20 protein-coding genes and 3 pseudogenes are annotated in these 24616 nt (G+C 45.0%); 20 read left to right on the plus strand and 3 right to left on the minus strand.

Translation table 11 applies throughout. The features are described from left to right. Nucleotides 1-118 precede the first annotated feature (118 nt). The 5 genes and pseudogenes from AC6EJC_RS12030 to AC6EJC_RS12050 all read left to right on the plus strand — a co-directional run bounded on the left by AC6EJC_RS12030 (nt 119) and on the right by AC6EJC_RS12050 (nt 3429). Entirely contained in the window at nt 119-1537 is a 1419-nt protein-coding gene (locus AC6EJC_RS12030; RefSeq protein WP_444954159.1) for a transcriptional regulator, read from the plus strand. Nucleotides 1538-1685: 148 nt separating this feature from the next. After that, nucleotides 1686-1808 carry a hypothetical protein gene (locus tag AC6EJC_RS12035; RefSeq protein ID WP_444954160.1) on the plus strand — a complete coding sequence of 41 codons (123 nt, stop codon included), beginning with the start codon at nt 1686-1688 and terminating at the stop codon, nt 1806-1808. Between the two features lie 104 nt (nt 1809-1912). Further along, nucleotides 1913-2147: pseudogene (locus AC6EJC_RS12040) on the plus strand (hypothetical protein). A gap of 145 nt (nt 2148-2292) precedes the next feature. Next, a complete protein-coding gene (locus tag AC6EJC_RS12045) occupies nt 2293-3096 on the plus strand; it encodes a discoidin domain-containing protein (RefSeq protein WP_444954161.1) in 804 nt (267 codons plus the stop codon). Between the two features lie 97 nt (nt 3097-3193). Further along, a pseudogene (locus AC6EJC_RS12050) lies at nt 3194-3429 on the plus strand (hypothetical protein). Nucleotides 3430-3681: 252 nt separating this feature from the next. On the opposite strand, the gene AC6EJC_RS12055 reads toward AC6EJC_RS12050, so the two are convergent. Continuing rightward, the gene (locus AC6EJC_RS12055; protein WP_444954162.1) at nt 3682-4440 is read right to left on the minus strand and encodes an MBL fold metallo-hydrolase; all 759 of its coding nucleotides are present in this window, start codon (nt 4438-4440) and stop codon (nt 3682-3684) included. Between the two features lie 303 nt (nt 4441-4743). On the opposite strand from AC6EJC_RS12055, the pseudogene AC6EJC_RS12060 reads away from it, so the two are divergent. The 4 genes and pseudogenes from AC6EJC_RS12060 to AC6EJC_RS12075 all read left to right on the plus strand — a co-directional run bounded on the left by AC6EJC_RS12060 (nt 4744) and on the right by AC6EJC_RS12075 (nt 7690). Then, nucleotides 4744-5155, plus strand: a pseudogene (locus AC6EJC_RS12060) (Lrp/AsnC family transcriptional regulator). A 503-nt stretch (nt 5156-5658) separates the two neighbouring features. Further along, nucleotides 5659-6810 carry a cysteine desulfurase family protein gene (locus tag AC6EJC_RS12065; RefSeq protein ID WP_444954163.1) on the plus strand — a complete coding sequence of 384 codons (1152 nt, stop codon included), beginning with the start codon at nt 5659-5661 and terminating at the stop codon, nt 6808-6810. 135 nt (nt 6811-6945) lie between these two features. Then, complete coding sequence (locus AC6EJC_RS12070; protein ID WP_444954164.1) at nt 6946-7467, plus strand: PRC-barrel domain-containing protein; 522 nt, start codon at nt 6946-6948, stop codon at nt 7465-7467. A gap of 10 nt (nt 7468-7477) precedes the next feature. After that, the gene (locus AC6EJC_RS12075) at nt 7478-7690 is read left to right on the plus strand and encodes a YrzR-like zinc ribbon domain (protein ID WP_013311529.1); all 213 of its coding nucleotides are present in this window, start codon (nt 7478-7480) and stop codon (nt 7688-7690) included. Between the two features lie 179 nt (nt 7691-7869). Here the strand turns inward: AC6EJC_RS12075 and AC6EJC_RS12080 are convergent, their stop codons facing one another. Beyond that, the gene (locus AC6EJC_RS12080) at nt 7870-9843 is read right to left on the minus strand and encodes a methyl-accepting chemotaxis protein (RefSeq protein WP_444954165.1); all 1974 of its coding nucleotides are present in this window, start codon (nt 9841-9843) and stop codon (nt 7870-7872) included. Between the two features lie 210 nt (nt 9844-10053). Here AC6EJC_RS12080 and AC6EJC_RS12085 point away from each other — a divergent pair, with 210 nt between their 5' ends. The 11 genes from AC6EJC_RS12085 to AC6EJC_RS12135 all read left to right on the plus strand — a co-directional run bounded on the left by AC6EJC_RS12085 (nt 10054) and on the right by AC6EJC_RS12135 (nt 23498). Then, on the plus strand, nt 10054-11121 hold the full coding sequence (locus AC6EJC_RS12085) for an AI-2E family transporter (protein ID WP_444954166.1): 1068 nt from the start codon (nt 10054-10056) through the stop codon (nt 11119-11121). A 351-nt stretch (nt 11122-11472) separates the two neighbouring features. Continuing rightward, nucleotides 11473-14106 (plus strand): alanine--tRNA ligase, encoded by a 2634-nt coding sequence (gene alaS / locus AC6EJC_RS12090; protein ID WP_444954167.1) that lies wholly within the window; start codon nt 11473-11475, stop codon nt 14104-14106. Between the two features lie 136 nt (nt 14107-14242). Then, nucleotides 14243-14503: an IreB family regulatory phosphoprotein gene (locus AC6EJC_RS12095; protein ID WP_007431624.1), complete on the plus strand. Its 261-nt coding sequence runs from the start codon at nt 14243-14245 to the stop codon at nt 14501-14503. Nucleotides 14504-14512: 9 nt separating this feature from the next. Next, nucleotides 14513-14929: a Holliday junction resolvase RuvX gene (ruvX, locus tag AC6EJC_RS12100; protein ID WP_061829280.1), complete on the plus strand. Its 417-nt coding sequence runs from the start codon at nt 14513-14515 to the stop codon at nt 14927-14929. A 13-nt stretch (nt 14930-14942) separates the two neighbouring features. Continuing rightward, nucleotides 14943-15245 carry a DUF1292 domain-containing protein gene (locus AC6EJC_RS12105; RefSeq protein ID WP_023989904.1) on the plus strand — a complete coding sequence of 101 codons (303 nt, stop codon included), beginning with the start codon at nt 14943-14945 and terminating at the stop codon, nt 15243-15245. Further along, the gene (locus tag AC6EJC_RS12110; RefSeq protein WP_444954168.1) at nt 15242-15547 is read left to right on the plus strand and encodes a DUF1292 domain-containing protein; all 306 of its coding nucleotides are present in this window, start codon (nt 15242-15244) and stop codon (nt 15545-15547) included. The genes AC6EJC_RS12105 and AC6EJC_RS12110 overlap by 4 nt, the downstream gene beginning before the upstream one ends. Before the next feature lie 94 nt (nt 15548-15641). Further along, nucleotides 15642-16670 carry an endolytic transglycosylase MltG gene (gene mltG, locus AC6EJC_RS12115; protein WP_444954275.1) on the plus strand — a complete coding sequence of 343 codons (1029 nt, stop codon included), beginning with the start codon at nt 15642-15644 and terminating at the stop codon, nt 16668-16670. Nucleotides 16671-16681: 11 nt separating this feature from the next. Continuing rightward, nucleotides 16682-17611: a peptidase U32 family protein gene (locus AC6EJC_RS12120; protein ID WP_442435094.1), complete on the plus strand. Its 930-nt coding sequence runs from the start codon at nt 16682-16684 to the stop codon at nt 17609-17611. Nucleotides 17612-17643: 32 nt separating this feature from the next. Then, nucleotides 17644-18975, plus strand: a complete 1332-nt coding sequence (locus tag AC6EJC_RS12125) for a peptidase U32 family protein (RefSeq protein WP_442435093.1) — start codon at nt 17644-17646, stop codon at nt 18973-18975. 225 nt (nt 18976-19200) lie between these two features. Further along, nucleotides 19201-21450: a methyl-accepting chemotaxis protein gene (locus AC6EJC_RS12130; protein WP_444954169.1), complete on the plus strand. Its 2250-nt coding sequence runs from the start codon at nt 19201-19203 to the stop codon at nt 21448-21450. 239 nt (nt 21451-21689) lie between these two features. Then, nucleotides 21690-23498: a peptidoglycan D,D-transpeptidase FtsI family protein gene (locus AC6EJC_RS12135; RefSeq protein WP_444954170.1), complete on the plus strand. Its 1809-nt coding sequence runs from the start codon at nt 21690-21692 to the stop codon at nt 23496-23498. On the opposite strand, the gene AC6EJC_RS12140 is transcribed toward AC6EJC_RS12135, so the two are convergent. After that, nucleotides 23453-24607 carry an AI-2E family transporter gene (locus AC6EJC_RS12140; protein WP_444954171.1) on the minus strand — a complete coding sequence of 385 codons (1155 nt, stop codon included), beginning with the start codon at nt 24605-24607 and terminating at the stop codon, nt 23453-23455. The two genes, AC6EJC_RS12135 and AC6EJC_RS12140, sit on opposite strands and share 46 nt — an antisense overlap. Nucleotides 24608-24616: the final 9 nt, after the last annotated feature.

The following is a 24616-nucleotide window of genomic DNA, read 5'->3' on the forward strand; positions in this document are numbered from 1 at the left end:
AAAAGGGAATACCTCGCGAAAGTAACAAAAGAGTTATTGACAACTGTTAAATTATGGACAACAATAGAATGCAATAATATAAAAATTTTGGAATTTTTATGTGAAGGGTGGCTATGGCATGAAACATACACCTACGATTCGGGCGGAATTAGACAGATACCTAAAACAAGAGGGTTTGAGCCTAACGCAATTCGGGCATATTGCTGGCATGAATAGGGGAATAGTAAGTGCTATTGTGACGGGGAATAAGTCTATGTCTATTAACCAGCTTGACCTAATTACTGAGGCTATGGGTTTACCGGAGGGCTACTTTTACGACTTATTTATAGAAAACTACATCATCGACACCCCCCCGAATATGAGGCGAATCGAGCCGTTTTTGTTTCGCTGTGCGGAGTTGGACAAGCTGGGTACGATCCGTCAAGTGGTGGGAACCATCATGGACAATCTACTCTATTCGCCCAAACTATTTGAGATTGCAGAAACGTTATTGGCACAGGGACGACATAATGCTGCGTTGCTGCTCTATGAGGGTGTAGCTGAAGCGGAGAAGTACCAACATTCTGAACGCTTAGCCATCTGTCAATATCGTATATTCACTATTCAAGTTGGAGACGATCAAAGCCGCAATCTCAGTGCAGCTACGATATTTGAAGCTTTTGTTGAACGCCTAGATGAAATAAACCAGCTTGACGCATTGAAGGATTTAGCTAACGTGTATCGTTCATTGCGTAAATGGGATAAGGTTGATGAAACAGCGAAAAAAATGAAGCAAAAAGCGAAAGCTCAATATTCGTTGAAACATCAACAAAAGAATCGAGAGTGTGACGAGACTAACAAGCAGCTAAGTCGTCCCTTGTTTGTATACATTTCCTATGCCGATTTATTGTGTGCAAGTGTCTGTGAAGCCCGAGGCGATTACGACCAAGCTCTTCAATATACATACGCCTATGCCAATTTAGATTGGGTTAAAGAAACCGACGAGGATACCCAATACTGGATCGGCTTGTTTGAGCACTGGGCAAAAGCTAATGTTATTGTGAATAAGCTTTTATCTGGAGATATAAATGTGTTACAAGATTATGTTGAATATATTGATGCGTCGGTAGATACAACTCAAGAAGATAGGGTTATTCAACTATTGAACATTATGATTGCGGCTAACCGATACAAGTTAGATGTGAATAATATAATTAAACGTTTTGAAAAAGACATTGCGTCTTTATCACAAGAATTAGCGTCAGGTGATATGTATACTCAACAAGTGGTACCGGATTATTTCGCGTGGTGTGGTTACGAATTAGCCTACTATTACTTAAATCAGGGCATATACAGTGATGGTTTTAATCAGTTGTTTTGTGCAATGGTAAAAGCGCATATACTAAATAATGAGACATATTTTATAAATTGTATGGGGTTGTTTGTGCGTTTCAAAGTCCATGCGGTTCCTGAAACCAAAACAGAGTTTTACAATTTCATTGAAAAGGTGTGGGAAAAAAATGTTGAAAAAAGTGGTCATGCTAATCGTTGCGAGTAGCTTTTTATTTTTGCTAACTGTACCTGTTCAGCCACATAATCACAATAGTATCCAACCTCTTGTACAACATGGAGGTGCTTAAACGTAGGTAAAGCAAACAGCTCTAATGGTAAAAATATAGTAATCTCATGAAAAGGTGGGAGAAGAAATGTTGAGAAAAATGGTACTGCTAATCATCGCGGCTAGCTTTTTGTTTATTGTTACTGTGTCGGATCAAGCCCTTAACCACCACAATAGTATTCAGCCTTACGTTACCATCGGAGGTGCTTAAACGTAAGCAAAGCAAATCCCCGCTAACCTTAACTGGTCGGCGGGGATTTTTTTGTTGAAGGAATTACCACATTGTTCACCGAATGAATTATCGAGGTGATCAGCATGAACCATACATATAGAGTGTTAAAATCGGATACAGAACTGTTTGCAGCTGCATTAAGCCAGGTAGGAGTATATGTAGTACAGCCGTTAGCGAGAGGATTTGATAGATGTTTTGGACTACGGTGGTGCAGTCGAATAGATTACACCGGAGTCGATTAAGATTAACGGATCTTATTTCTTCCGTAATCAATTTGAATTTAGAATAGATGTCAAGAAGGGCTCGACTGGTATTTAACCAGTATGAGCCCTTCTTTCATACCCAATAAAAAATAAATATGCAAATATTTAGATTATATTTATAGATCAGCAAGTTTTTGTTTAGACACAATTCCTTAATTAAATTATTCTTAGTTCTATTACACATATTGGAGGATTATTTAATGAAGAAAGCGTGTATAACAATTTTATTTTTAGTTCTTTTATCTCTTCCCTTATCGAATGCTTTTGCAGCCGAGGCAGAGTATTCAGAAAATTTAATTCCAAAAATGACATCTAACACTTTGCCATCTGGAGAGGCAAGTGCAAGCAACGAATTTTCATACGCATATAGAGCTTTTGACGGGGATTTTGCTACTATCTCTAGCGCGTGGGGATCAAATGAAAATACAGCATGGTTAAGATATGACTTTCCTAATCCTGAAGTTATTGAGCAATATGTTATTTATCCACAGACAACGGTAACTGACCGAGCCCCTAAAGATTGGACTTTTGAAGGCTCAAATGATGGAGTTACTTGGAACGTTCTAGACACTCAGTCAAATATCACTGGATGGGTAGATAGCACTCCTAAAAAATTCACTTTTTCTAATTCTAATTCATATAAGAATTATAGAATTAATATTAAGGCAAATAACGGAAGTCAGTATCTAGCTCTTAGCGAATTAGAGATGATGTCTAAAGTATCGAGCTCCACTCCTAATCCAGGAACAGAGGATCCAACTTCAAACGGGGATCATGCTATTCTAGTAGTTACTATGACAACCGGTTTGGAGAAGGAATTTGATCTAAGCATGAAAGAGGTCAATGACTTTATTTCATGGTACGAAAGCAAGCAGGCTGGATCTGGATCGGCTTCATACGCCATTAACAAACACGATAACAACAAAGGCCCATTCAGCAGCCGTAAGGATTATATGCTGTATGATCGTATCCTGACGTTTGAAGTAAGCGAATACTCTAAATAAAATTAAAAAGCTCTGCTAACCTTAACTGGTCGGCAGAGCTTATTTTGTTGAAGGAATTACCATACCTTTGACCGAATAAATTATTGAGGTGATCAGTATGAATCATACATATAAAGTGTTAAAGTCGGATATTGAACTGTTTGCGGCTGCAATAAGTCAGGTAAGAGTATATGTAGTCCAGACGTTGAGTGAAGATATGGTAGAGGTTGTGGACTATGTGGTACAGTCGAGAAGATAACGCCGGAATCAATCAAGATTAACGGATCTTATTTCCTCCGCAATCAGTTTGAATTTAGAGTAGATGTAATAAAGAAGGACTCCACTGGTATATAGCCGATAGAGTCCTTCTTATTATTTAATTAGTAGTGAAGTAGTAAAAGTTCTTCATCGGGTATGAGATAGACATAATAATAAAGGGAGCTGATATTATCTATAATTCATTTACCTCAATATTTTTTGCGGCGCTGACTGCAATCATCCTTATAACGCTGCCAAAATTGGAAGCTAGGGTGAGTAAAGTGCTTTATAAAAACGACTTTATTAGTTTCAACTGACATGATTAGTCTTCCTCACTTTGTTTTTATTTTAAAAAGTATAGGATTCGCCGTCATCTGGAATTAATACAAAAGAGGAGATTCCTTTTTCATTATTGAAGCTTTTTAATTCTTTTCTTGAAAGTGTCCAGTGGTTTACAGCTTCCATATGGCTGACAATAATTTTTGCATTAGAGGCAGCTTTAAACACTTCATAGATATCGTCTTTTCCCATGATTAGAGAACCGCCTTGTAGGAACTGATTGTCTCCACCATTTACTGCGATGATTTCTGGTTTGTGTGTTTCGATTACCTCCCGAACTGCTTCGTACCAGACCGTATCTCCAGCTATATAAAAAGTATTTTCAGTTGGGTGTTTAAAAACAACGCCACATACATTACCTGCGACTTTTAAGATTTCTCCTCTACCGTGCTCGCCTTTTGTTTTAATGAGTTGGATATCTTCAAAGACTGTATCTTCTTGTAAAACTTCTGCATTTCTAAAACCTGCTTTTTTTACTTCTTGGGCATCTTCTTCATTTTGTACGAACATTTTTATATCTTTTGGCAATACCTCTTTGGCAGCATCATCAAAGTGATCTAAATGGAGATGCGTTACAATAACAGCGTCGACATTTATAATATTATCGAGGGACGTTGGCAAGCTAACCAGAGGATTAAATTGATCTTGTCTTAACGAGTTTGGAAAAGGCGGGTATGCACCTTTTTCGGCCAAGAATGGGTCAATCAAAAATTTCTTCCCAGCATATTCCACCACAAGAGTTGCATTTCTAATTTGGGTTACTTTCATTTTATCATCTCCTTATCTTTTGTGTGATAAGTGTACACGATGAACAACTATCAGATACATAGATAGAATCAAGTCATTTAACGTTTTGACTTGATTTTTGAAATTGTTATTGATTTAATCAATCTTCAAGAGGAAATACGTACCTATGGATTGTAATTATTGGATAAAATATTGGAGTCAATCGAGAAAGAATTACGGGACAGATCATATTAACGCTAGGCGGATATGCTTTTCAAATGGTGTCCAATTTATTAGAAACGATGCATTAATGAATTATTTCTAATCATGAAAGGATTGTAATTTATGTTGGATCAAACAGATAAGCAAATATTGGATGAATTATCCAGGAACAGTCGTATTACAATGAAAGAATTAGGAGAGAAAGTTCATTTGACAGGACAAGCAACAGCATCGAGGGTTGCAAAACTAGAGGATAATGGTGTACTTGAGGGTTATACCATTAAAGTTAATCAAGCTAAATTAGGGTGTCACATGCATGCTTTTATTACGATCTCTATGGATAGCACTTATCACCAACCTTATCTTTCCTTTATAAAAACACAAGAGAAATACGTATTAAATAATTATAAAATTAGGGGATGGTTGTTATCTTCTTGAGTGCAGATTTCCATCCAATGAACACGTAGATCAATTCCTAGTAGGTTTAAACGAACATGCAAACTACAAATTATCGATTGTAATTAATAAACAATGAGTGAAGTGAAATGGGTAATCACATTTGCATATCGATCTTTGTTAGAACTGGGGTGTCATTGACATTATGGTCTAACGGGGGGCTCGACGAACGCAAGAAAAGTAGCGGGTCAGAATGATCGATTATTGTAAGGGCTAACAAGAGTGACACACACGGCACATCATAATCCTGAGGGCTGGGATTGTGATCAAAAGATCATTATGCGATGGGTGATGGAGAACGATAGGAATATTAAAGTCAATAAGGGTATCATTGCTAGCTCTGCACACCTTGATATACAATTGTTAGGAAATTGTTGATGGGACCGATTTTATGTGGGCAACATGATTATTTGAATCACAAAAAATCACATAAAAAATCACAATTCCGGCGAATACCCGCGAATACTTGCGTTTGAAATCCTCTTACAAAAACTTTTAAAGTGCATTATGTTAGGAAAGAAGTATATAATTGAACTTCGGCAACACTAAAAACAAGATGTTCTACATTTGAGGTGGATTAACATGAACAGAATTTATCTGGATCATGCCGCATCGACTCCTATGCATCCTGAGGTTGCGCAGACTATGATGGACATTATGACCGGCCAATTCGGCAACGCTTCGAGCGTTCATGCCTTTGGCCGCGATGCCAAGCGCACCGTCAGCGCTGCGCGGGATGCCTTTGCGGCCTCTTTGGGCTGCAAGCCTGAAGAAATTATATTTACGAGCGGAGGGACAGAAAGCGATAATCTGGCCCTGTTTGGGACGGCTACGGCAGAAGGTCGTACTTCCGGGCATATGATTACAACTGCGATTGAACATCACGCGGTGCTTCATGCTTGCGATGAGCTGGAAAAAGCGGGATACGAAGTGACCTATATCCCGGTCAACGGTTTTGGGCGCGTGAACCCTGCGGATATCGAGGCAGCTATTCGACCGGATACTTTTTTGATCAGCATGATGTATGCCAACAATGAGGTGGGCGTCATTCAGCCGATCCAAGAAGTAGGACAGATTGCGAGAGAACAGGGCATTGTATTCCATGTAGATGCGGTTCAAGCTTTCGGTCATATACCAATTGACTGCCGGAACCTTCCAATTGACTTACTTAGTGTGTCTGGCCATAAGATTAACGGACCGCAAGGGGTTGGTGCTTTGTATATCCGTCAGGGTACGAGCATTCAGCCGCTAATGCATGGGGGACTTCAGGAGAAGAAACGCCGTGCCGGTACAGAAAACATCGCCGGCATTGCTGGTCTGGCTAAAGCCGCAACTCTTGCCAATGCTTCCATTGAGGAGCGTGGGGCGCACGATACGGCTCTTCGCCAGACGCTGGTAAAAGGGTTGGAAGGCACTCTGGGTAGCCAAAATTTTGTGATCAACGGTGACCCTGAACATTCTTTACCTAATGTCCTAAATGTTAGCTTTCCGGCCATTGGAACAGAGACAATGCTGATGAATCTTGATATGGAAGGAATCGCAGCGGCCAGCGGCTCAGCCTGCACTTCCGGGTCTCTAGAGCTATCGCATGTATTGGAAGCGATGGATCTTCCTGAAGATGTTTTGAATTCAGCGATTCGGTTTAGCTTCGGTTTGGGTAATACTACGGAAGAAATGGAATACACGGCCAAGAAAATTGAAACCATATGGAAGCGGCTGCGTACTAGGTACTAGGGATTTCTCCGCATTTTAATAAGAAGGGAGGGGCGGTTTTCCATTTCATTGCATGAACGGAAGCAAGGTCTGACAGGCATGTAGGAAAAGGACCGCACCTTCGTTCGGATTGCAGAATGAGGAGGTACCCTATATATGAAGCTTCAAGATATGATCGGACTTGCCGTTTTCGATGTGGAGGACGGGAAGCAGATTGGTAAAATACATGACTTTATCGTGACAGCTGATTGGCGAATAACAGGGATCGAGTTGGAAGGAAAAGGGCTTTTTTCTTCTCACGTGAAAATGGTTGCTTGGGATGACATCGTTGCTTATGGTGAGGATGCGATCATGATTCGCAATCAGCAGGCCGTCCGTAAAACGGAGGCTCATGATATACAACATACGTATTTGCTTGGACCCGGTAAACTGAAGGATCTATCCGTGCTAACAGAGCAAGGGCTTATGCTCGGGCACATCTCGGATGTTTATTTTGACCAGGAAATGGGCAATAACATAATAGGCTTGGAAATCAGCGATGGTTTTGTATCGGATATTATAGAAGGGCGGAAATGGCTGCCCTGCACCGAAGATATGTCCATCGGGGAAAATGCTGTTATGGTTCCCCCGTTAAGCGAGCAACGTCTGGAAAAAGCCATATATTCTGTTAATGGATAGGGTGAGTTTATTGAGATGTCCGAATTGTAATTCCAAAGATATCGGCAAAATTGGCTCCCATCAATTTTATTGCTGGGGATGCTTTATCGAACTTCAGGTGAATGGTGAAAAAATGTCTGTCTACCAAGTGGAAGAGGATGGAACGCTCAGTTCGCTGGACGACCTATTCTTTGGAGATGAGATGGCACAACAGGACCTGCCGCAAATCCACGCTTCTTCCTAAGCTTGCACTTGAAGTGGACAGGCTGCTTACTAAGAGGTGTGATCTACAACCTATTGCTTGAAATACAGCTTAGTGGGTTGGATAATGCTAGATAAAAACAACGAAGAGGGTGCCCCGAATGGTCGTATTGGCCTGGGGGCACCCTCTTTTGTATACCGTTTTTGTGAAGATAGCTAGTTCTACAGTTTAAAACGTTTGACCTCTTCCAGCAGAAGATCTGCGTGTGAGTCAAGTTTGGCGGAAAGGTCGGCAATATTGTTCATGGAGTGACCTTGTTCTTGTACGGAGGAAGCGACTTCCTCGGTAGATGCTGCACTTTGCTCAGAAACGGCGACAACGCTGGAGATGACATCGGAAATATGTCCGGCATTCACACGGAGATGATCTGCTGCGGCGGAAACATCCTCAATTTGGGTAAGCATATGCTGAGAAGCATCACGGATGGATTCAAACGCCTGTTTCGTTTCGGTGGCAGCATGCTCCTGCTCTACAGTTACGGCGAGAACTTTCTTCATTTCCTCCGCACTTCGTAATCCCGCTTTTTTAATTTCTTTCAACTTATTCATGATACTATCACTGGAACTTCCCGCTTGTTCGGCCAGCTTGCGAACTTCCCCTGCGACGACGGCAAAACCTCGTCCATGCTCCCCGGCTCGTGCTGCTTCAATTGACGCGTTGAGTGCCAGCAGGTTTGTTTGTGCGGCGATATCGTGGATGGCTCCAGCCAGCCGCTCAATATCCTGGGTTTTCAGCGCGAGTGAATCTACCGCTTCTCCTGCCGCAGTCGTCGTTTGTCTGGACTCGGCTGCCAGTTTTGCTTGACGCTCTGCTGTTTCATACCCTGCCAGCACGGCAGAATCTGTTTCGAACACGGCAGTTTGGGTCCGTTTGACACTTTCGCCAATCTGGTCGATGGAGCCTGTCATGTGTGTCAGCTTCTCAGAGCCGGAATATACGGCCTCAGCTTGATCGCTCGCTCCTTGGGCAAGCTCCTGAACTGCACTGGAGATTTGTGATGCAATGGTTCCAGTATCTTTGGCGTGCTGATGCATATCATGGGAAGCTGAACTGACATCGGCAGCTGTATCTGCCACCTTACGCAACAGGTTAGAGAGATTATCCGACATGAGATTAAAATCCGTAGCCAGACTGGCAATTTCATCCTTACCCTTAATGTCTACTCTTGTTGTCATATCCCCTTCAGCTACCCGTTTGACGTTCACTTGAAGCTTCCGAATCGGCTTAATAAAGCTATTTGCAGCCCAGATCGCCAAAAGCATAGCAACGACCAAAATAATAGCAACAGTAATCAATAGTTGGTTACGAGTGGAGTAGTACTCCTGAAAAGCTATGTCTTTTGAAATAGATAATCCTACAATCCAGCCTGTGCTGGGCATCTTTTTAAAATAAAGCTGACGGTCACTGTCATTGTAGCTATAGTCTGTTTTTCCCGAAGCTGCGCTTAGCAGGGCTGCGGTTGATGAACCCAATTCAGGCGTGTCCTTGAGGTTTTTGCCAGCCAGCTGGTTGTCTGGATGTGCGACCACGACTCCATTTTGGTCAATCAGAAATGCGTAACCCAATCCGTTTAGGTCAATGCTTTTAATCATTTTTGTCATATCGTTGAGCAAAATATCCTCGCTGACTACACCAGTGATGGAGCCATTCGAATCCTTGAGAGGCTTTGCAATCGAAATGGTGAAATCCTTGCTACCTGCATCAATGTAAGGTGAGGAATAATACATTTCCCTCTTGGTTTTGGCATCCTTGTACCACGGACGGACGCGAGGATCATAACCCTCTTCAAACCAGTCAGAGCCGCCCCAGTATGTTCCATCCTCAAAGCCGGCGTAAATGTTGGAAATATTTTGATCCTTATAGTTTTGAAAGGCCGCTTTCAGAGATACCATTTTGGCATCCGATGAAATATCGCTGGATTCCAGACCTGCAGCCAGTGTCTCGATAATTTTGGCATTGCCGCTTATCCATCCGTCGAGCTGATTGACGGTTTCGGAGGCTTTGCTGTTCATAAGTTCTTGGATATCTTGGTTGGCCTGATTTTTAATGCTTGTCATGCTAATGACGGATAAAGGCCCAGCTGAAACAACAACAATGCAAGTGAAAAGGAGAATAAGTTTCATTTTTAAGTTCATGTAACGACCCCCGATGATTCAGAAATGTGAAAGCTTAGGATAGTTCTTTGTACTTATATCGTCAGATGGAATGACTTTGTTAATCTTTTTTTCCGATTTCATCTTTATTTTACAATGGTTATTTATAGGTCATTCCAGACTCGAGGGAAGGATTAAAGTAGAGGTACAGGCATATACTTAAAGGAGGCTAGTCCGGTAAGGGGGCACGAAATGGAGCAATTAACGAAAAGTAGACTGTTCCGGTACGGAATATGGACGCTGCTGGGACTTGTCATTTTATATTTTATCTGGCTGCTGCGACCTTTGTTTTTGCATTTGTATGAATTTCTGAAAACAATCATTGCCCCGTTTGCGATAGCGATGATCATTTCCTATGTACTTAATCCCGTTGTCAGTATGCTGGGCGGTCGCAAGGTACCTCGAAGTGTAGCTGTGCTGCTCATTTACGCTGTGTTTTTGGCCAGTCTTGTTGTTATCCTGATGAATCTGATTCCGATGTTCATTGAACAACTGGATGAGCTGAATGAGCATCTGCCCGAGCTGACCATGCATGCACAGGGATTAATGACGAATATGGATAGTGGTATTTTGCCCCAAGGGGTGCGAACCGGTATGAATCAATGGTTTTTCCAACTGGAGAGTCGGATGGCTACAGGGATTTCTACCTTTATGGACAACATCGGCGGAATGATCAACATGCTGTTCAATGTGTTCATTGTGCCGTTTCTCATTTTTTATATTTTGAAGGATTTTGATGTGTTCGAGCGGACGATAGTGTCTTATCTCCCGCGTTCTCGCCGTAAGGCGATTGTAACGGTGCTTAAGGAAATTGATCAGGCGCTTGGCAACTATGTCAGGGGTCAATTGCTGGTATGCGTCATTATTGGAGTGATGGCATATATCGGATATATGCTGATTGGCATGCCTTATGCGCTGTTGCTTGCAGGAGTGGTGGCGATTTTTAACATCGTTCCGTATTTGGGCCCCTTTTTGGGAGCCGCTCCGGCAGTGGTCATGGCTTCTACGGTTTCCTTAAAAATGGTGCTTTTCGTCGTGGTTGTTAACACCTCTATTCAAGTGCTGGAGAGTAATGTCATCTCTCCCCAGGTGGTGGGACGAACGTTGCATCTGCATCCGATAGCCATTATTTTCGCTCTGCTAGTGGGTGGGGAAATTGCGGGAATTACCGGCTTGATATTGGCAGTTCCTGTGATGGCGGTATTGAAGGTAGGGCTTCAGCATTTTTTTGCTTATTACGTGAAGCGGAAAACGATCTGATTTTGTCTATATACCGTATGCATGCTGTCTGAAATCGCGTTGACACGGCTAAATGACACGGATATACTGAATTGAGTATGTTTAAATGTGTTTATCCAGTAGGGAAAGCTCATTTCGAAGTGCGGGCTGAACCCGCCGGGATGCTCCCGTTACCAGTGAAAACAAGGCGATCGATCGTCCGTTAAGCAGATGTTGGTGTGCGCTTGCGCATTTGGCATTTCGTACAGAGGGGACGGCGATAACCAGGGTGGTACCGCGATACAATCGTCCCTGATCCGTTCAGGGGCGTTTTTCTATTTTTTATGGCCTGTGCCAGAAACCAGTGACACCATAATTAGGAGGCTACTTATTATGAAAGCTAGTGAAATCCGCTCCAAATGGCTGGAGTTTTTTGAAAGCAAAGGACATGTGATTGAACCAAGCGCACCGCTTGTTCCACATAAAGATCCTTCCCTGCTGTGGATTAATGCGGGTATGGCGCCGCTTAAGCCTTATTTTGACGGACGTGTGAAGCCAGAAAATCCACGTATCGCTAATTCGCAAAAATGTATTCGGACGAACGACATTGAAAATGTCGGTAAAACGCGTCGTCATCACACCTTTTTCGAAATGCTCGGCAACTTTTCCATAGGTGACTATTTTAAGGAAGAGGCCATTACGTGGGCATGGGAGTTTCTGACTGATCCGAAATGGATTGGCTTTGATCCGGAACGTCTGGCTGTAACTGTGTACCCTGAGGATGAAGAAGCGTACAAGCTGTGGAACGAAAAAGTTGGACTTCCTGCGGAACGTATCATCAAACTGGAAGATAACTTCTGGGATATCGGTGAAGGTCCATGTGGACCCTGTACGGAAATCTTTTATGATCGTGGCGAAGCCTACGGCAGCGACATGACGGACCCTGAAATGTATCCGGGCGGAGAAAATGAGCGTTATCTTGAAGTGTGGAACCTCGTATTCTCACAATTCAACCATAACAAAGACGGTAGCTACACGCCGCTTCCAAACAAAAATATTGATACAGGGGCTGGTTTGGAACGTTTTGCATCCATTTTGCAAAATGTGGATTCCAACTTTGATACGGATATCTTCCAGCCACTAATCCAGAAAACAGCTGCAATGGCAGGAGTTAAATATAACGAAAATGTGGACAGTGACGTGGCTCTCAAGGTCATTGCTGACCATGTTCGCACCGTAGCTTTTGCGATTGGTGATGGTGTACTGCCCTCCAATGAAGGACGGGGATATGTGATCCGCCGTTTGCTGCGCCGGGCTGTGCGTTATGGAAAAATGTTGGGCATGAACCGTCCATTTATGTTTGAACTGGTGGAAACTGTTGGGGATGTTATGGGTGTGTACTACCCTGAGGTAGTGGACAAGCGTGATTTCATCATCAAGGTGATCAAAACGGAAGAGGAACGCTTTCATGAAACGCTGACAGACGGATTGGCAATTTTGGCTGATATCAGTGCTCAGGCGAAGGCTGAAGGTCGCAATGTCATTAGCGGAGCAGATGCTTTCAAACTGTATGATACGTACGGGTTCCCATTCGATCTCACAGAGGATTATGCGGACGAGCAGGGCTTGAAAGTAGACCGTGAAGGCTTTGATGAAGCGATGCAGGAGCAGCGGAAACGTGCGCGTGACGCTCATCAGGACAATGCCAGCATGAAGATTCAGGGCGGAGCTTTGTCCGATTTGGCGGTTAAAAGTGATTTTGTTGGATATAATGACCTCATAACTGAGTCTAAAATTGTGGCTATTGTATATGAAGATGTACTGGTGGACAGTGTTAGTGAAGGACAGTCTTGTCAGGTCGTGCTGGATGTGACTCCTTTCTATGCCGAGAGCGGCGGGCAAGTCAGTGACCAGGGCTTGCTGCGTGGAGGCACAGTTACGGCAAGGGTTGAAGGACTGTTCAAGGCCCCGCAAGGTCAGCATGTGCATCAGGTCGTTGTAGAGACCGGTGAGCTGCACGTTGGCGATACGGTGAAAGCAGAAGTGGACCAAGCCTCGCGTGGAGAAATCGAAAAAAACCATACGGCTACGCACTTGCTTCACAAAGCACTTAAAGAAGTGCTGGGTGACCATGTCAATCAGGCGGGTTCTTTGGTAGAGCCTGGGCGTTTGCGTTTTGACTTCTCCCATTTTGGAAGCATCACACCAGAAGAGCTGGCGGATATTGAACTGCGGGTAAACCGTGCCATCTGGAGCCAGCTGGATGTTAATATTGAACTGAAACCGATTGATGAAGCCAAGGCTCTCGGAGCAATGGCGCTGTTCGGTGAAAAATATGGGGATATCGTACGTGTCGTTAAAGTAGGCGATTACAGCATTGAACTGTGTGGTGGTTGTCATGTCAGCAATACTTCGCAAATTGGCTTGTTCAAGCTGGTCAGCGAGAGCGGCATCGGATCAGGTGTACGTCGTATTGAAGCGGTGACCGGGCGTTTTGGTTTTGAATATATGGAAGGTCAATTGGAGCTGTTAAAGGTGTCAGCTGGGCTTGTAAAATCCAAGCTGTCCGAAGTGCCAAAGCGCATCGAATCTTTGCAGCAACAAATCAAAGACCTCAGTCGTGAAAATGAATCGCTGCAAAGCAAGCTGAGCGTTATTGAGGCGGGTCAGCTGACCGATCAGGTCGTGCAAGCTGGTGGGGTGCAGCTGTTGGCTGCACGTGTGCAGGCTTCCAGCATGGATGCGTTGCGTGCGATTGCTGATGAGCTGAAAGGTAAGCTCCCGGCTGCTGTGCTGGTGCTCGGCGCTGCAATGGACGACAAAGTTAATTTTGTCGTAGCTGTTCCGGCAGAGCATACCAAAGCTGGACTTCATGCAGGCAAGCTCGTGAAAGAAATTGCTGCCGTATGCGGTGGCGGTGGTGGCGGACGGCCTGACATGGCGCAAGCCGGTGGTAAAGATGCCAGCAAGCTGGACGAAGCACTTCAACGTGCGCATGAACTGGTGTCGGCAGCCTCACAAGGATAAAGTTCGATAATTTTTGCGGATTTTTGGATAAAAACGGACTTAGACATTTCCTTGAAGGGCTTTGCTTATGGTATGATGTAAAAGAATAAGCTGGCATAAACATGTACACATGTTTTGTGGAAGCGAGGTGTCAACAATGGATTCCATGGACAAAACGGTCAAATTTAATGTCAAGGCGGATGAGAAGGAAGCTTCTGCTCAGGAGATTTTGTTGACCGTATATGATGCGTTGGTAGAAAAAGAATACAATCCGATCAATCAAATCGTCGGGTATTTGCTATCCGGTGATCCGGCTTATGTGCCACGGCATAATAATGCCAGAAGCCTGGTACGTAAAAAAGAGCGCGATGAATTGATTGAAGAGCTGGTTCGTTTCTATCTCGCCAAGCACCGTTAGGAGACAGGCATGAAAGTAATGGGATTGGATTACGGGGATCGCCGGATCGGGGTCGCCGTAAGTGATGCCTTCGGCTGGACCGCCCAAGGATTGGAAGTCATAGAACGACGCGGTGACGACAGCGAGTTCGGTAAAATTGCAAATTTGGTTCGTGACAATGAGGTCGGCGAGGTTGTTGTAGGCTTGCCGAAAAACATGAACGGAACCGTGGGTCCACGCGGTGAGATTTGCATTGAGTTTGCGAACCGGCTCAAGGAGTTACTGGGTTTACCCGTTCACCTTTGGGATGAACGGCTGACGACGCGTTCGGCAGAGCGTGCGCTTCTGGAGGCCGACGTCAGCCGAAAAAAACGCAAGCAGGTGGTAGATAAACTGGCCGCAAGCCTGATCTTGCAAAACTATTTGGACGCACACAGTACAAGGTGAGGGGGATTTCGTAATGGCTGAAAATCAAGTGGGTATGGAAGAAGAGCCGGAAATTATTTACATTGCTGATGACGAGGGCAACGAGGAAGAGTTCGAGGTCATTATGAAGTTTGAGGTAGATGGTTCCGAAGCGAAGTACATGATGGTTGCGCCAGTGGACCCTGAAGCTGATGAGTCCGATGTGTACGCCTTCCGTTACGAGGAAGAAGGCGATGATATTAAATTGTTTGTGATCCAAGACGATGCCGAATGGGAAATCGTCGAAGAGACCTTTAATACATTTGTAGAAGAAGACGAAGAGGAAGACGGGAAATGACGAGCTATTCACGTGAAGACCTGAGTTGGACCTCTGATTTGAAGGAAACGTTCGACGGCGATGTAGAGTTGCAGGATGAACAGGGCCATGCGATACGCATGGAGTTGGAAGCAGAGTTCAAGGTAGGTGAGCAACGGTACGCCGTATTGCGTAGACCCGGGGCTGCTGCTGGCGAACATGAGCTATATCATGTAAGCTCATCCACAGACGGCGAAATCTCCATCACCACCATTGAAGATGATGATGAGTGGGAAGATATTTCCGAGCTGTACGACGAATGTACGTTGCCGGAAGAGCTGTAAGTCTGGATAACGAGGAGATCAAACCTGAAAGGGCGGACCAGTCCGCCCTTTTTGGCTGTGAAGGAGTTGGGTGGATGTGAAGCGAAGGACGAGGATGTTTACGTTGTTTCTACTGCTTGTCATTATAGCAGGAGGAGCACCCTTCTATATTTGGAATGCCATGCAGCCTGTTCAGCCCCAAACACAACCCGTTGCTTTTACGGTGGTGAAGGGAACTGGAACATCAGCTATTGCAGATACGCTGGAGCAAAAGGGACTTATACGTAATGCGCTCGTGTTTAAGGCTTATCTAAAATTCAAACAGCAAGGAAGCGCATTTCAGGCCGGAAAATATGAGGCGCAGCCTGGCGCAACCTTTGATCAGTTGATTGCTAAGCTATCGACTGGGGACGTTGTCAAAGAAGAAATGATTCGTTTTACGATCCCGGAAGGTTTTACGATTAGACAGATGGCTGATAAGCTGCAAAAGGAAGGACTGGCGGACCGGCAGCAATTTTTGCAGCTGGCCAACGATCCGTCCGCTTTTGACGTCGCGCTGGTGCGGGACATTCCAAAGCAGGCGGGGCTTCGCTATGCGCTGGAAGGCTATCTTTTCCCGGAAACCTATGAGCTGAAAAAGGGCAGTACGACCAAAGATATTATACAGGCCATGCTAGAGCAGACGCAAAAACGGCTGGAGACTGTTCCCGATTTGGACGCCAAGCTGAAACAGCGGGGTGAAACGCTGCATCAACTGCTAACGGTTGCTTCTCTGGTAGAGCGCGAGGTGGTTGTGGATGATGAGCGGCCTGTAGTAGCTGGCGTCATTTATAACCGGCTCAAACAGGAGAAGAAGCTGGAAATTGATGCTACGGTTCAATATATGCTGGATAAGCAAAAGGAACGGCTGTATTACAAGGATTTGGCTGTAGAAAGTCCTTACAATACGTATGTGCATCAAGGACTTCCGCCAGGACCGATTGCAAGTCCCAGTTTGAAATCAGTGGTGGCTGCTTTACAGCCGAAATCTACAGATTATATATTTTATGTGACCAAAAAAGATGGGACACATGAACATTTGTTTGCCAAAACGTATAAAGAACATTTGCATAACATTCAGGTAAGTAACCGTAAGACAAATTAGGAGGTGAGCCTATGGCTTACAAACCCGAACTACTGGCAACTGCCAGCTCTCCGGAGGATGCCCGCCATATGCTGGAGGCTGGAGCTACTGCATTACTTATTGGAGATGACCGCTTTGGAATGCGGCTGCCGGGACATTTTACACCGGACCAAATCCGTGAAGTGGTGGAAGAGGCACGGAAGCATACGGCGCAGGTATATGTATCTATGACGAATTTGATGACGAACGAGCTGTTGCCGCTCCTTCCCGAATATGTGCAGACCCTAGCTGGATGCGGCATAGACGCCATTGAGTTTAATGATCCGGCAGTGCTCATGGCCGTGAAGGAGTATGCTCCCCATCTGAAGCTGTTCTGGAACGGTGAGATGATCTCCACCAACTTCGCAACCGCCAACTATTGGGGTGAGAAAGGGGCTTCTCGGGTCATTTTGGCTCGTGAGCTCAGTATGGATGAAATTACCGAAATGATACCAAAGTTGAATATAGAAGCGCAGGTTCAGGTACATGGCATGACCAATATTTATCACTCCAAGCGTAAGCTTGTTCAAAGCTATATGCTGCACCAGGGACGTACTGTAGAAGGTGATCTGGGCAGAGGGCGGGGCTTGTTTCTGATTGAAGCAGAGCGGAAGGAAGAGAAGTTCCCCATCTACGAGGATATTAATGGGACACATATTATGAGTTCAGATGATTTTTGTATCATGGAGGACCTGCATATTCTGATGGAGGCGGGTGTGCATAGCTTTAAGATCGAGGGCTTATTGAAACCTACGGCTTACAATGAGGCGGTTGTTCGTGCTTATCGTAAAGCAATAGACAGTTATACAGCCGACCCGGATGCTTATGTTTATGATGAAAGCTGGCTGGATGAGGTTCGCCGTCTTCAAGACCCTGAACGGGAACTTTCCTTCGGATTTTTCTATAAAGAGCAGGTTTATTAATTTTAAAATGAATTCACAGAGGGGGGAACGTCATGGGGACGATGACCAAAACGAGAAAATATATAGGTAAACGGAATCGTTTGGATAAGCCGGAGCTGTTGGCTCCTGCCGGAAATTTGGAAAAGCTGAAGTTTGCCGTTCACTATGGCGCGGATGCTGTATATATTGGTGGACAAAAATACGGCCTGCGTTCTAACGCCGATAATTTCAGCTTTGAAGAAATGCGCGAAGGTGTAGAATTTGCCAACAAGTACGGTGCTAAGGTGCTTGTGGCCACCAATATCTATGCCCACAATGAAGATATTGCCGGAATCGAGGAATACTTGCGCAATCTGTACGAGGCGGGAATTCATGCCGTTATCGTCGCTGATCCGGCCATTGTATCCGTAGCATTGCGTGCTGTTCCCGGATTGGAAGTGCATTTGAGTACACAGCAGTCCACGCTGAACTGGCAAGCGGTAAAGTTTTGGAAAAACGAGGGTCTGCCGCGTGTGGTACTGGGACGTGAAACCAGCTTGGAGGAAATCGAAGAAATTAAAAAGCATGTGGATATCGAAATCGAAGCTTTTGTCCATGGTGCGATGTGCTCTTCATTTTCCGGTCGCTGCGTGTTGTCCAATCACTTTACAGACCGAGATTCCAATCGTGGGGGATGTTGTCAGTCTTGCCGCTGGAAATACGATTTGTTTGAGGATGCTCGCCCGGATGAGGTCTGGATATCTGAGGAAGAGGCACAGGACAGCAATGTACTGAAGCAGTTCCAGCTCGGTGTTAACCAGCTTCCACTGTTTGAAGAGAGCGATAATGCTTTTTCTATGGGTTCCAAGGATCTGTGTATGATTGAAAATGTCCCTGATCTGATTGATGTGGGTGTAGACAGCTTTAAAGTGGAGGGACGTATGAAGTCCATCCATTATGTGGCTACAGTCGTGAATGTCTATCGTCAAGCGATTGATTCCTATATGGCTGATCCTGAAAATTATGTGCTCAAGCCAGAATGGATTGAAGAAATTAACAAGGCAGCCAATCGTCCGCTGAATACAGGATTTTTCTACGATACACCAGATCATGAGGATCATATTTATGAGCCGGAAGAAAAAGCAGTCCCTTATGATTTTGCCGGACTGGTCATGGACTACGATACCGCGAGTGGCATCGCAACTATTCAACAACGCAACCATTTTAAACCGGGTCATGAAATTGAATTTTTCGGTCCGAACGGAACATTCTTTAAACAAACGGTCGGAACGATCTGGGATGAGGAAGGCAACGAATTGGATGCTGCCCGTCACCCGCTTCAACGAATTAGAATGAAGGTAGATCAGCCTGTATCGTATTTTGATATGATGCGTAAAAAGAAGTAAATAAGCCTTAAGTCGCAGGTGAAAAAGATTCAAAAGCCTCTCCTATCGGTTGGAGAGGTTTTTTTTTGAATAGTTTTCTAGGAAAAAAGTTTCATGAAATTTAGTTAATACTCAAAGGAAAGCTACATTCCTTGTCGAATAGTTCCGATAGATGTTATATAGATAATAGATACATAATGGATGACGTGGAATAAGAAACTAATTATATGGAGGCGGGTGAGAGGAATGGGTTTTCGGAAAAAAGAGGGGAATACAGCAAAAAGGCAACCCAAAAAAACGGATCAAATGAAAGGTTTGAAAGGCAGTAAAGTGACCACGGATAAAGGGGAACAAACGGTTGCGATGTCTTCGAAGCTTGTCCCCCGGGTAGCTAAGGCCACTCGTAAAGGTACACATAATTTAAAGCGCTTACTTAAGCCGGAAAGGTACAGTAAGGATTTCATGCATTTGGTCAAAAACTATAATCCAATCCGTTCGGTTGGAATGAAATTGTTTCTGATCTTTTTTGCGGCAATTATGTTATTTGTGGTCAGCTTGGGGATGCTCTCATACTACAGGGCTAAAAGTACGATTGAGCAAAATGCGGCTACGGCTTATCAGCAAACCGTTCAGCAAACTTCAGAAAAGCTGGATATTATTCTAGAGCGCTTTCAAGACACATCGACACAAGTATTTTTCGATACTGAATTAAGTGATCAGTTGCAAAAGGCAGTAAAGCAGGAGAAAAACTCCTTTGAATCTTTTGTTGCTATGGGCGAAGTAAACAAGAAGCTAACGAATCTTGCTTTTACGAATAAAGCGATTGATTCATTGTACTTGTACCCGGAAGAAACCAGTCTAGCTGCGATGGGCACAGGCACACAAAAGGATGTACGGCAGGAAGCATGGTTTAAGGATATTTTGAAAAACAAAGGAATTGTTTGGTTACCTACGCAGGTGAATGACAATGGGAGTAAAACTTTTCGTCTGGCACGTTCCATGAACAGTATGTCTGGATTGGGAGGGACCTACGTTCTGGTTATGGATTTAAAGTCCAGTGCGGTGGAGGACGAGTTGAAAGGTGTTAATTTGGGCTCAGGCAGTATGATTAGCCTTGTGACAGACAAGGGTGAATTTGTGGGCTCTAACAAGGATAGCTTAGCAGGAGGAAAGACAAAGCTGGATTACGTTTCCAAGCTTGAAGGGATCGAAGGAAATCAAATTATGGAGCAGGAAGCAGACGGCAAAGAGCAACATGTGCTTACGGTTCATAATACGCTGGGAACTTCCAAGTGGATTCTCGTGGGTGTAGTACCTGTATCTGAGCTGGTGAAAGACGCTAAGGGAATTCTAACCACAACCTGGATATTTGCTGCGGTGGCTGCACTCATTGCATTGTTCATTGGTCTGTGGATCGTGCGCCTTGTGGCTCGTCCATTGACGCATCTGAAGGATTTAATGGTCGAAGGCGCCAAAGGCAACTTGCAAATTCGAACGAACTATAAGGCTCAGGATGAAATTGGGCAATTGTCTGAAAGCTTTGATATGATGATGGAGCAAATTACATTGCTGGTAGAGCAGACGAACGCCTCAGCTCAGGAGGTTCTGAATACAGCGACGGAACTGAGTGATGCCTCGAAGAAGACGGCCATTTCAGCCAAAGAAATTGCAGCGGCAACGGAGGAAATTGCTCATGGCTCCGCCAGTCTGGCAACAGAGGCTGAACGTGGCAGCGGGCTAACCAGGAATATATCTCAGCAAATGGATATGGTGATGGCTTCTAATCATGAAATGAGCCTGGCTGCACAGGAGGTTGAACAGTCCAGTGAAAAAGGGACGATTCAGCTGAAAAACCTGTTAAGCAAGACTCGGGTTACGGAAGAAACTACGCATGCTCTGGTAGGCAAGGTAGATGAACTGAAGCAGACAACTTCCGATGTCTTTAAGGTGCTGGACGTTTTACAGGATATTGCTAAACAAACGAATATTCTATCACTGAATGCGACGATTGAAGCGGCACGAGCGGGGACGGCCGGACGTGGTTTTATGGTGGTAGCAAATGAAGTTCGGCAGTTGGCCGAACAATCACGTCAAGCCATTCGTACGGCTACAGGCATTATTAACAACATCGTCAATGAGATGAATGAAACGGTACAAGCGTTATCCGAGGTGTACCCGCTGTTCCGGCAGCAGATGGGAGCCGTGCAGGAAACGACGGACATTTTCCAATCGGTGCAGCAGCAAATGGGAGAGTTTGCACTTCGATTGGGAACGGTCACCTCCTCCATTCAGGAACTGAGTGAATCGCAGACAACTTTGTCCGAGGCAATGACCAACGTAAGCGCGGTAGCCGAGCAATCCTCGGCCACTTCGCAGGAAGTCGCTTCCCTCAGCACTGAGCAGGCTAATATCGGTAATCAACTGGTAGGTTTGTCTGATAAGTTGGAAGGAGTATCGGTGAATTTGAAGGAGCAGCTTTCACGATTTACGGTGTAGGTGTAACAAAACCATGGGAATCAGGAGCGTGCACTGATCTCCGTGGTTTTGTGCTTTTTTTATGTGGATGTGCTTTAAAATCTCTCAAGAAGGAAACGGATTATGGGCTTTTCCTCGAAAAGGTCAAGATAAATACTATAAATATGTAATTAAATTCGGAAACCCATTCAACGTTAAAAGTTGAGTGGGTTTTCTTTTTCAACTACAGGACATACTACTGGAAAAAAGATGAAAGTAGGATGCGTGTGCACAGGCGTGGTAGCAGTTTCATTCGAAAACGTCGAATTGCATATATGGCCTTGGGGATGATGGCACTACTGCTGATTTTATTATTCCGACTGGCTTGGATTCAGGGGACAGCGGGCATTCATATGTCCGCTTATGGGGGGCATTCGCTTAAGGAAATGTCAGCACGTCAGCGACAGGAGGGAATTGCCATCGACTCTGGGCGTGGACATTTTACGGATCGACATGGGCAACCCTTGACTGGTGGAGTAGTATGGGCGTCAGTGCTTTTTCCCGATGTAGATGGCAAAGCGGCTTTACATGGCGAAGAACTGGCCAAGCTACTGCGTACAAGCAAGAAGCAACTACTGACACGATGGAAAGGACTGCAATCCCCGCTAATATGGCGAGATGAGCGCGGAGAGCCCGTACAAATCAATCCGAATGAAGCGAGCAAGCTGCTGAAGTTAGCCCCTTCGCTCATAGAACTTGTACCTTATGCGAAACGTTACAAAAATTTGCCCAATGGCAGGCAATGGCTAGGCTTTCTGTATGAACGTGCCGATCGAGCGGGTAAACTGCCGGTCGGGGCGGCCGGGCTGGAAAGAACGCTGGAGCCGCTGCTGAGCGGCGTCGGTGAAACGTTCGTCTCCCGGTTTGTAGATGCGCAGCGTCGTCCATTGGCTCATCTGCCGCTGCGTGTCAGTGCTCCATCCAATGCTCACTATCCTTTACAGGTGCAGACTACAATTGATCTCCCATTACAGGAACAGATTGAAAAGCTGACGGAAACTAGTCATTTGGCAGAAGGTGCGGTAGTTGTGCTCGATGCAGGTAATGCGGATGTGTTGGCAATGGTGTCTCGCCCTTTTTATAACCCCGGTCATGTTGATCCGCAGCAAAGAACAGACTGGTCTAATCGTGCCCTCAAGGCGGTAACGCCCGGTTCCATTTTTAAGTTGGTTACGGCTGCTGCTGCACTTGAATCAGGTATTGTCCAACCGCAGGAGCAATTCCATTGTCATGGAACCTATGGCAAGTACGGTTTGGCATGCTGGAAAAAAGAAGGACACGGCACCCTGAACCTGGAGGAAGGGCTTGCCGTATCCTGTAATAGTGTGTTCGCTCATCTTGGCGAACGGCTTAACCCCGATCAAATTCAGGCTGCAGCCTCTGCACTAGGATTGAGCCGAACCGTGGGCTGGCAGGAGCGGAATCTTGCAGGGCTACCTCAATTCAGACCGCTGGATCACGAGGAAAAGGGAGCCGTATTCGGCTCCCGTACGAATGCGTCTGATCCGGGCGTACGTGTACAGACAGCTATCGGTCAGCGCGACGTGCTGGTTACGCCTCTCCAAGCTGCCAATCTCATCGTCACCTTATTGCACGAGGGTCAAGTACATGCACCACGTCTCGTGAAACGCATCAGCTACGCAGACGGAAGTACCTTATTGGAACTACCTGCTCACGCTTCACCTTCGCCCCAGGGAAGCCGTTCGATTCACACCTCAACGGCTCGCACGCTTCGTGAAGCAATGGAAAAGGTTGTGACACACGGTACAGGTGCCTCCTTGCGTAATAAATCATGGAATCTGGCCGGCAAATCGGGTACAGCCCAAGCTTTAAAGGACGGTCGCCCCATAAATCACCAGTGGTTTATTGGTTATGGTCCGGTAGAGCGGCCTCGTTATGCGGTTGCCGTCCTTGTGCAAAATGCTTCAACGCATTCTGCAAATCAAGCTACAGCACTGTTCGGTCAAGTAATGGATCTACTAGCTCAATCTTCCTCAGTTCCACGAGTAGCTACACGATCTTCCTCCTGAATTTTGACGATAAATGGAGGCTCATCAAATTCCTCTGTCGGAAACCGAATCCATTGCTGCAGATAACCTTGCTGCCACAATTCCTTGAGCAAAATGATCAGAATTGGGGACAGGATTAATCCGGCCAATCCGAAGATGGATAACGATATAATGGCAAAGGAAAGCATCAGATAGGCAGATGAAACACCGATGGAGTTACCAGTAATTTTAGGCTCTGCCAGCTGGCGGACGATAACCGTGACAGCCATGACAATAAGCAACCCTATAGCCAGGCCGGTATTGCCTGTGATGAACAAATACACTGCCCACGGAATAAAAATAACAGGCACACCCAACAAGGGCAGGATATCAAACAAAGCTGCCACGAGCGCCAACGATAGGGCATTATCCACTTGCAAAATGAGTAAACCTATAAATACGAGAATAAAGGTAATCCCTACCAATAGAGCTTGAGCTTTGAGAAAGGCGGAGATGGCTTTTAGTACGTGATTTTTCAGAAAAAGGTAAGCCGTTTTTACTGTCTTGGGTGTTTTACTACGGGCAATTCCCTTCCAAAGATTAATTTCCATACTTAAAAAGAACGCTAAAATGATCGCAACCGCAAAGTTGCCCATAAAAACAGTGAAAGAGCTGAGGAATTGTATGAAAAAGGATAACCCTAGCTGTGCCCATTTAGTAGCAATGGTGGTGGCAGTCGCAAAATAATCATTTACACGTTCGGTAACACCCGGAGGTAAAGCAGCAATTTTATCTTGAGAAAGATGAAGATACCGAGTGAATTCCGTTTGGATAATCTGCGTATAATGTGGGAGGTTTTGCGCGACTTTCGTAAATTGCGTAACCAGAATCAGGCCCAGTCCGAAAAAAATAGCAAGTAAAAGGATGATAAACAGCAATACGGAGAGCGCAGAGGCGAAAGGCTTCTTCATTCCCTTGCGATGAAAATAACGAGCGACAGGTTCAATGCACCAGAACACGACGAACGAAAGGAACACAGGTGCCGCCAGCTGGTACAGTTTGCTGGATACGAACATAATTAAATACACGGTTAATACGATCAGTCCGATATCAAAAACGGTACGCCAATATTTTTTGTACAATGGAAGCATATGTATACA

It is taken from the genome of Paenibacillus sp. TY11, assembly GCF_059772165.1.

Excerpts from the sequence above, each read along its gene's own strand:
- AC6EJC_RS12085 (WP_444954166.1), top strand. The coding sequence starts at position 10,054 with ATGGAGCAATTAACGAAAAGTAGACTGTTCCGGTACGGAATATGGACG.
- AC6EJC_RS12045 (WP_444954161.1), top strand. The coding sequence starts at position 2,293 with ATGAAGAAAGCGTGTATAACAATTTTATTTTTAGTTCTTTTATCTCTT.
- ruvX (WP_061829280.1), top strand. The coding sequence starts at position 14,513 with ATGAAAGTAATGGGATTGGATTACGGGGATCGCCGGATCGGGGTCGCC.
- mltG (WP_444954275.1), top strand. The coding sequence starts at position 15,642 with ATGTTTACGTTGTTTCTACTGCTTGTCATTATAGCAGGAGGAGCACCC.
- AC6EJC_RS12120 (WP_442435094.1), top strand. The coding sequence starts at position 16,682 with ATGGCTTACAAACCCGAACTACTGGCAACTGCCAGCTCTCCGGAGGAT.
- AC6EJC_RS12140 (WP_444954171.1), bottom strand. The coding sequence starts at position 24,607 with ATGCTTCCATTGTACAAAAAATATTGGCGTACCGTTTTTGATATCGGA.
- AC6EJC_RS12080 (WP_444954165.1), bottom strand. The coding sequence starts at position 9,843 with ATGAACTTAAAAATGAAACTTATTCTCCTTTTCACTTGCATTGTTGTT.
- alaS (WP_444954167.1), top strand. The coding sequence starts at position 11,473 with ATGAAAGCTAGTGAAATCCGCTCCAAATGGCTGGAGTTTTTTGAAAGC.
- AC6EJC_RS12035 (WP_444954160.1), top strand. The coding sequence starts at position 1,686 with ATGTTGAGAAAAATGGTACTGCTAATCATCGCGGCTAGCTTTTTGTTT.
- AC6EJC_RS12095 (WP_007431624.1), top strand. The coding sequence starts at position 14,243 with ATGGATTCCATGGACAAAACGGTCAAATTTAATGTCAAGGCGGATGAG.
- AC6EJC_RS12110 (WP_444954168.1), top strand. The coding sequence starts at position 15,242 with ATGACGAGCTATTCACGTGAAGACCTGAGTTGGACCTCTGATTTGAAG.
- AC6EJC_RS12065 (WP_444954163.1), top strand. The coding sequence starts at position 5,659 with ATGAACAGAATTTATCTGGATCATGCCGCATCGACTCCTATGCATCCT.
- AC6EJC_RS12030 (WP_444954159.1), top strand. The coding sequence starts at position 119 with ATGAAACATACACCTACGATTCGGGCGGAATTAGACAGATACCTAAAA.
- AC6EJC_RS12125 (WP_442435093.1), top strand. The coding sequence starts at position 17,644 with ATGGGGACGATGACCAAAACGAGAAAATATATAGGTAAACGGAATCGT.
- AC6EJC_RS12105 (WP_023989904.1), top strand. The coding sequence starts at position 14,943 with ATGGCTGAAAATCAAGTGGGTATGGAAGAAGAGCCGGAAATTATTTAC.
- AC6EJC_RS12070 (WP_444954164.1), top strand. The coding sequence starts at position 6,946 with ATGAAGCTTCAAGATATGATCGGACTTGCCGTTTTCGATGTGGAGGAC.
- AC6EJC_RS12130 (WP_444954169.1), top strand. The coding sequence starts at position 19,201 with ATGGGTTTTCGGAAAAAAGAGGGGAATACAGCAAAAAGGCAACCCAAA.
- AC6EJC_RS12055 (WP_444954162.1), bottom strand. The coding sequence starts at position 4,440 with ATGAAAGTAACCCAAATTAGAAATGCAACTCTTGTGGTGGAATATGCT.
- AC6EJC_RS12135 (WP_444954170.1), top strand. The coding sequence starts at position 21,690 with ATGCGTGTGCACAGGCGTGGTAGCAGTTTCATTCGAAAACGTCGAATT.